This is a genomic window from Sphingomonas bacterium (assembly GCF_903644135.1).
GTDB lineage: Bacteria > Pseudomonadota > Alphaproteobacteria > Sphingomonadales > Sphingomonadaceae > Sphingomonas.
On record NZ_CAHJXA010000159.1, the window covers coordinates 1 to 6,310 of the forward strand.

General features: G+C 69.5%; 10 protein-coding genes and 1 pseudogene. 5 read left to right on the plus strand and 6 right to left on the minus strand.

What is annotated here, in order from left to right; all coding sequences use genetic code 11:
- Both HUU96_RS09420 and HUU96_RS09425 read left to right on the plus strand, forming a co-directional pair.
- The coding region (locus tag HUU96_RS09420; RefSeq protein ID WP_438827074.1) for a hypothetical protein at positions 1-366 on the plus strand (366 nt) is incomplete at its 5' end.
- 60 nt (positions 367-426) lie between these two features.
- Entirely contained in the window at positions 427-774 is a 348-nt protein-coding gene (locus HUU96_RS09425; RefSeq protein ID WP_174292566.1) for a hypothetical protein, read from the plus strand.
- On the opposite strand, the gene HUU96_RS09430 is transcribed toward HUU96_RS09425, so the two are convergent.
- Entirely contained in the window at positions 771-1,565 is a 795-nt protein-coding gene (locus HUU96_RS09430) for a thymidylate synthase (RefSeq protein ID WP_174292567.1), read from the minus strand. The two genes, HUU96_RS09425 and HUU96_RS09430, sit on opposite strands and share 4 nt — an antisense overlap.
- Positions 1,566-1,669: 104 nt before the next feature.
- Between HUU96_RS09430 and HUU96_RS09435 the strand changes: the two genes are divergently transcribed.
- Positions 1,670-2,044, plus strand: coding sequence for a JAB domain-containing protein (locus HUU96_RS09435; protein ID WP_174292568.1), 375 nt, complete (start codon positions 1,670-1,672; stop codon positions 2,042-2,044).
- Between the two features lie 52 nt (positions 2,045-2,096).
- Positions 2,097-2,294, plus strand: coding sequence for a hypothetical protein (locus tag HUU96_RS09440; protein WP_174292569.1), 198 nt, complete (start codon positions 2,097-2,099; stop codon positions 2,292-2,294).
- A 13-nt stretch (positions 2,295-2,307) separates the two neighbouring features.
- Here HUU96_RS09440 and HUU96_RS09445 read toward each other — a convergent pair whose 3' ends face one another.
- Both HUU96_RS09445 and HUU96_RS09450 read right to left on the minus strand, forming a co-directional pair.
- A complete protein-coding gene (locus HUU96_RS09445; RefSeq protein WP_174292570.1) occupies positions 2,308-2,523 on the minus strand; it encodes a hypothetical protein in 216 nt (71 codons plus the stop codon).
- A gap of 49 nt (positions 2,524-2,572) precedes the next feature.
- Positions 2,573-3,088 carry a hypothetical protein gene (locus HUU96_RS09450; RefSeq protein ID WP_368039758.1) on the minus strand — a complete coding sequence of 172 codons (516 nt, stop codon included), beginning with the start codon at positions 3,086-3,088 and terminating at the stop codon, positions 2,573-2,575.
- Between HUU96_RS09450 and HUU96_RS09455 the strand changes: the two genes are divergently transcribed.
- Positions 3,087-4,040, plus strand: coding sequence for an isopenicillin N synthase family dioxygenase (locus HUU96_RS09455; protein ID WP_174292571.1), 954 nt, complete (start codon positions 3,087-3,089; stop codon positions 4,038-4,040). The two genes, HUU96_RS09450 and HUU96_RS09455, sit on opposite strands and share 2 nt — an antisense overlap.
- Here HUU96_RS09455 and HUU96_RS09460 read toward each other — a convergent pair.
- The 3 genes and pseudogenes from HUU96_RS09460 to HUU96_RS09470 form a co-directional block, all read right to left on the minus strand.
- Positions 4,033-4,707 (minus strand): hypothetical protein, encoded by a 675-nt coding sequence (locus HUU96_RS09460; protein WP_174292572.1) that lies wholly within the window; start codon positions 4,705-4,707, stop codon positions 4,033-4,035. The genes HUU96_RS09455 and HUU96_RS09460 overlap by 8 nt on opposite strands.
- A gap of 129 nt (positions 4,708-4,836) precedes the next feature.
- On the minus strand, positions 4,837-6,060 hold the full coding sequence (locus HUU96_RS09465; RefSeq protein WP_174292573.1) for a M20 metallopeptidase family protein: 1,224 nt from the start codon (positions 6,058-6,060) through the stop codon (positions 4,837-4,839).
- A gap of 26 nt (positions 6,061-6,086) precedes the next feature.
- Positions 6,087-6,310 (minus strand): annotated as a pseudogene (locus HUU96_RS09470) (ATP-binding protein); the annotation flags it as partial.

Consider the following 6,310-nt stretch of genomic DNA (forward strand, 5'->3'; position numbering starts at 1 on the left):
AGCCTGCTCGAGAGCACCGCCGAGGATCAGGTTTATCGCCTGGAACTCGACGATTCCGGCGACGGAACAGTGGTGTTCGGCGACGGTGTTTTTGGCCAAAGCCCTTCGGAGACATCCACAGTGACGGCGATTTACCGCGTCGGTGGCGGAACCGGCGGCCGGCACCCGGACACCGGCCCGGCGGCGCGCACCGTGTTCGCCACCGCCCGCGCGCGCTTTCCCGCCTTCCCGGCCGTGCCGCCGCTGGTGGTGCGCATCGCCCGGCAGCCGCCGCTGCCACCGAGCGCCGTTATGGTAACCCCGCCGCTTCCGCCGGTGGCGACCCCTGCCAAGCCGCGTCGGCACGGGCTGTTCGACCGCCGCTAGGACCGCCGCGGAACGGGGCCGCTGCGGAACCGTTGAGGCTGCGTAACAGGAGAGCGTTTGATGCCGCTATTCTCGACCCCCACGCAGTTCCTCGTGCTCGGGCTGGTGCTCGTTGCGGGCTGGCTGTTCGGCCTCGCCAGCCATCCCGGCGGCCGCAAGTGGCGCGACCGCTACGCCGCCGAGCGCGACGCCCACGCCACCAACCGCCGTGCCGCCGATCAGAAGCACAGCGCCGACCGGGCGCGGATCGCCGAGCTGGAGACGGAGAATGCGCGCGTCGTCCGCGCCGCACCGGCCGCCCAGGTTCCTGTCGCCGCCACGCCGGTCGCCCGCTCGTCGGCGGTGCCCGCCTATGCAGGCGGCGAGAAACGCGGCTGGTTCGACTGGGACCGACGCCCCGCCCCCTAAACGGCCACAGGTGCCTTGATGTGCGGCTGCGCCGCATAATCGTGGAGCACGAAGTCCGCTTCCTCATAGGCGTCGATCGACGGCGGCCGGCGGACGATCTCCAGCCGCGGCAGCGCCCCCGGCGCGCGCGACAGCTGAGTGCGTGCCTGGTCGAGATGATTGAGGTAGAGGTGGCAGTCGCCGCCCGTCCAGATGAAGTCGCCGACCGCCAGCCCCGCCTGCTGCGCCAGCATGTGCGTCAGCAGCGCATAGCTGGCGATGTTGAACGGCACCCCCAGAAAGATGTCGGCCGAACGCTGGTAGAGTTGCAGGCTCAGCCGGCCGTCGGCGACATGCGTCTGGAACAGGCAATGGCACGGGGCCAGCGCCATCGCGTGCAGGTCGCCGGGGTTCCAAGCGGTGACGATCTGGCGGCGCGAGTGCGGATGGGTCCGAATCTGCTCGACCAGGTCACGAATCTGGTCGATGTGGCGGCCATCGGCGGCGATCCAGTCGCGCCATTGCTTGCCATAGACCGGGCCCAGCTCGCCGGCCTCGTCCGCCCACTCATCCCAGATGCTGACCCGCCGCTCGTTGAGCCAGCCAATGTTGGTGTCGCCCCGCAGGAACCATAACAGTTCGACAATGATCGATCGCAAATGAAGCTTCTTGGTGGTCAGCACCGGGAAGCCCTGCGCGAGGTCGAAGCGCAGCTGCGCGCCGAAGACGCTGAGCGTGCCGGTGCCGGTGCGGTCCGCCTGCCGTGTGCCGGTGGTCAGCACGCGGTCCATCAGGTCGAGATACTGGCGCATCGCCATAGATTAGGCGCGCGGTCCCGAGTCGCCAAGCCGCGCGATCGCCTCCATATCGGCGGCGATCGGTTGCAGGCCGCCATCGCCGGGCAAAGGATGGCGGCATGGCCGTCGCCACGATCGATCATGCCCTGCTCGACCCGCTGATCCTGCCGATCGCGCGGCAGCCGGTGGAGGTGTGCGTGATGCTCTACCTCGGCGTGCAGTACCGGCTGGCGGGGCTGCGCCACATTCGCGGCGCGCGCGACGGCATCGAATTGTCGACGCGCCTGTTCGTCGCCGACGCGCTGGCGTTCGACGCCCATAGCGCGATCATGGCGCACAACCATCCCAGCGGCGACCCGCGCGCGAGCGCCGACGATCTGAGCGTGACCCGCCGCCTCGCCCGCGCGTTCGAGGCGGTCGGGGTGACCCTGATCGACCATATCGTCCTTGCCAGCGGCGGTCGCACGTCGCTGCGCGCGGCGGGCTATCTGTAGATTAACCGTCCGCGCTAACCGGGCGATCATCGGTGTCGGACCATGGCGGTGCATGATCCCGTCGCGCCTCTTCCGTAGCCGCTGGTCGGCGCTGTTCTGGGCGGCGGGAATCCTCTGGACCGCCTATGACGTAGCGATGGCGAGCCGGCCCGAGCCGCCGACCAACACCAGCGCGCCCGCGGACCGGGACGCGACCGGGGAAGCGGTGAACCCTGCCGATCTGGCAATCCTCGCCAACGCCGCCGGTTAGCTGATCCAGCTGTTCAACGTGGAGGTTTATCGCCGGGTTGCCCGACCTTCGGCACGACTGGTCGATGCGCTCGCGGATGGCCGCTCGCCGCATAGTTGCGGATGTCGTTCTGCGCCTCCTGCGCGGCGGCGTTGACGTCGACCTCGTTGCCGGCCGGACGCTCGGATGAGCAGCCGGTGACCGCGAGGCTCGCAACGATGATGACGACCGCCCGCCGTGCCATCCTCACCTTTGACGGTCCTGGCGGCGACGGGCAGCCTCGCGCCGCGCCGCCATGATCAAGGCTTCAATGCGACATCGTCGGCGTCGTCGGTGGTGTCGAGGCCGTCCTCGTCCTTGCCGCTGACACCTGCGTCGAAATCATCCTGAGCGTCGTCCTCGTCCATGTCGTCCTCGGCCATGGTAACGGTCGCATCGGTCTCGCCGACCTCGCCGTCCTTCATGTCGAGATCGTCGAGGTTCTCGTCCTCCGCATCGTCCCCGTCGATATCAGGATCGAGGTCGGTCATCACCACGCCGTCGGTCGGGCCGTTGCGGGTCGCCTCCAGAATCTCGGCGCGCTGGCTCTCGTCATAGCCTTCCTCGTCATAGCCGTCATCGCCCGAGCCGTGGCTCGGCACCTGGTAGCCACCCATGATCGTCTCCCATCGGGCGCGAGATACGCCGGTCGCAAAGCCAACGGCGCGCGCGGGCGAGGGTTCCGCCCCGCCGCTTCGCTTTGCCACGCGGCCCTGTTCGGCGGGGCTGGCGGGCGCTATGTTGCGCACCTCCCGAAAATATACCGGATCGATCATGCTCGACACTCCCCACGCCGCGGTACCCACCCTCAGCCTCGCCGACCAGGCGAGCGATCCCGCCGGCTTCGCGCAGGATTTCGGCGCGTCGTTCGGGCGCTTCGGCTTCGTGATCGTCGCCGATCACGGCATCCCGCAGCCGCTGATCGACCGCGCCTGGGCCGAGACCGAAGCGCTGTTCGCGCTGCCGGACGAGGAGAAGCGGCAATACTACGTACCGGGCGGCGGCGGCGCGCGCGGCTACACGCCGTTCAAAACCGAGATCGCCAAGGGCGCAAGCGCGGTCGACCTCAAGGAGTTCTGGCACGTCGGCCGCGAACTGCCGGAGGGCCACCGCTTCGCCGAGGCGATGGCCGCCAACATCTGGCCGACGCGACCCGAGGGGTTCCGCGACACCTTTGTCGAGCTGTTCGCCGCCTTCGACACCGCCGGCGACAAGCTGCTGTCGGCGATCGCACGCTACCTAGACTTGGCTCCGGACTGGTTCGACCCTGCGGTGAGCGATGGCAACTCAGTGCTGCGGCTGCTCCACTATCCGCCGATCCCTGCCGATGCCGAGGGCGTGCGGGCGGGCGCGCATGAGGACATCAACCTCATCACCCTGCTGCTCGGCGCGGAGGAGGCGGGGCTGGAGCTGCTCGACCGCGCGACCGGCCAGTGGCTGTCGATCAAGCCGCCCGAGGGGGCGTTGGTGGTCAATGTCGGCGACATGCTGCAGCGGCTGACCAACCACGTCCTGCCCTCCACCACCCACCGCGTCGTCAACCCGCCCCCCGAGCGGCGCGGCCGGTCGCGCTATTCGATGCCGTTCTTCCTGCATCCCGCGCCCGACTTCCTGATCGAGACGCTGCCGGCGACGATCACCGCGGAGAGCCCCGACCGCTACCCGACGCCGATCACGGCGCATGATTACCTGCACGAGCGACTGGTGGAGATCGGGCTGGTCAAATAGGCTTGGGCGTCAGCGTCAGCCGCGCTTCGTTGGTGAAGCTGCGGTCCTGAATGGGCGCGCGATATCCCCGACCATTGGGCCCGACCGACACCGGCTCCGTCCTGCCGCCCTCGCGCAGCTCGGCACCGGCGATCGGCGAGCTGGTCGAATAATAGATGCCGATCCGCCGGCTGGTGCACGGCCCCATCGCTTCGAACAGCCCTATCACCGGCAGCAGGGCGATCGACGCCTCCGTCTTCGCCATCGCGATCAGCGCGCGGCATTGCAGGCGCAGGTCGCCGAGCCGCCGATCGCCCTCCGTCGTTCCCGGCGTCATCACCAGCGCCTGAACGGTGATCGCCCGGCGCGCACGATTGGCGGTCAGCCGCCACTTGCCCTCGGGCAGCGCCGGAAGCGTGAAGCGGCCTTGGTCGAGGAGCACCGGCACCGCTCGCTGACCATCGACCAGCGTCAGTCGAAGATCGCTCCTCGCTGCCGCGTGACCCTGCTCCCGCACCTCGAAGAACAGCGTGGCGGCGGGTGCGAAGCTCGGCCGCCCTTGCTCGAACGCGTTGCGCGCCACGATAAGGGCATGGACATCGATCTGGTAGGGCTTGGTCACCGCGGTGACGACGATGTCGCCGGGATCGGCCGCAGGCCGTTCCTGCGCCGATGCCGCACCCATCATCGCTGCACTCAACGCGACCGCTTGACCCCATCGCATCGCTCGTCCCCCAACGTCACATGCCCGACATCTCAAGCGATTGTGGCGACATGGCGGCGCAGCAGCCTGCGCTTCATTGCGGTGCGCGACGCCTCACATGCCGTCCGCTGCCAACCCCTCCTCCAGGAACCGCGTCGCGACCGCGCAGTGCATCGCAATGCCCTTCGCCATCATCGCCTCGTCGATGGTCATGCGGGTATTGTGCAGCGGCGGGTTGGTGCGCGGGTCGCTGCCCGCCGGGGCGACGCCCAGGAACGCCATCGCGCCGGGGGTGCGCTGGAGGACATAGGAGAAATCCTCCGCACCCATCATCGCCGGCATCGTCGCCCAGCCGTCCTCGCCGCCCAGGTCGAGCGCGCACGCCTTCATCAGCGCGGTCGCGCGCTCGTCGTTGACGGTGACCGGATAGCCCGGCTCGATCCTCACCTCGGCGGTGGCGCCATGGGCGGCGGCGATGCCTTCGACGATGCGGGCGTAGCCGGCGCGCAGCTCGGCGCGGGTTGCCTCCGACAAGGTGCGCAGCGTGCCGAGCAGCTCGACCGACTGCGGCACGATGTTGTGGGCAGTGCCGGCATGGATCTGGGTGATCGACAGCACCGCCGGATCATTGACCGACACGCGCCGCGCGATATGCGCCTGCAACGCCAGCACGATCTCGCAGGCGATCGGGATCGGGTCGATACAGTCGTGCGGCATTGCCGCATGGCCGCCGCGGCCGGTGATCGTCGCGCCCAGCGTGTCGGTCGCCGCCATCAGCGTGCCGGCGCGGCTGACGATCGTGCCCGACGGCATGTTGGGCGAGATGTGCAGCGCAAAGGCGGCGTCCGGGGCGGGATCGTCGAGCAGGCCGTCGTCGATCATGCAGCGTGCGCCGTGATATCCCTCCTCGCCGGGCTGGAACATGAACACGACGCTACCGGGCAGGGTGTCCTTGCGCGCGCACAACGCCCTGGCCGCGCCGACCAGCATCGCGGTGTGGCTGTCATGGCCGCAGGCGTGCATCCGTCCCTCGAACCGGCTCGCGAACGCCAGCCCGGTCTCCTCCGACATCGGCAGCGCGTCCATGTCGCCGCGCAGCAGCACGGTGCGGCCGTTGCCCCTGCTGGCACCGTTCAGCACCGCGACCAGCCCGGTCGACGACGGCCCCTCGCGCCAGACCAGCGGCAGGCCGGCAAGCGCCGCCTTGATCTTGGCGCTGGTCAGCGGGCAGTCGAGGCCGATCTCCGGCTCGGCATGGATCGCGCGGCGCAGGTCGATGGCGTCGTCCAGCCCGGCTTCGCCGATCGCCTGCCAGTCCGTGTCGTCGAGGCTCACCATGGTCACTCCCGCTGCGATGTGCGAGCCTACCGCCCGCGGAACAGATTGCCCAGCACCCCGCGTACGACGCTGGCACCGATCGAGCCGGCGAGCCCGCCGGAGCCGCCGCGCCGACCGTTGCCGAGCACCTCACGGCCGACCGCGGTCGCGACCTGCCGGCCGATCGAGGAACTCGCCGCGCGTGCGGCGCTGGTCGCCATCTTCGCGCCCATCTCGGCCCACGGAGAAGCAGCCGGCGCGGGCGCCGCCT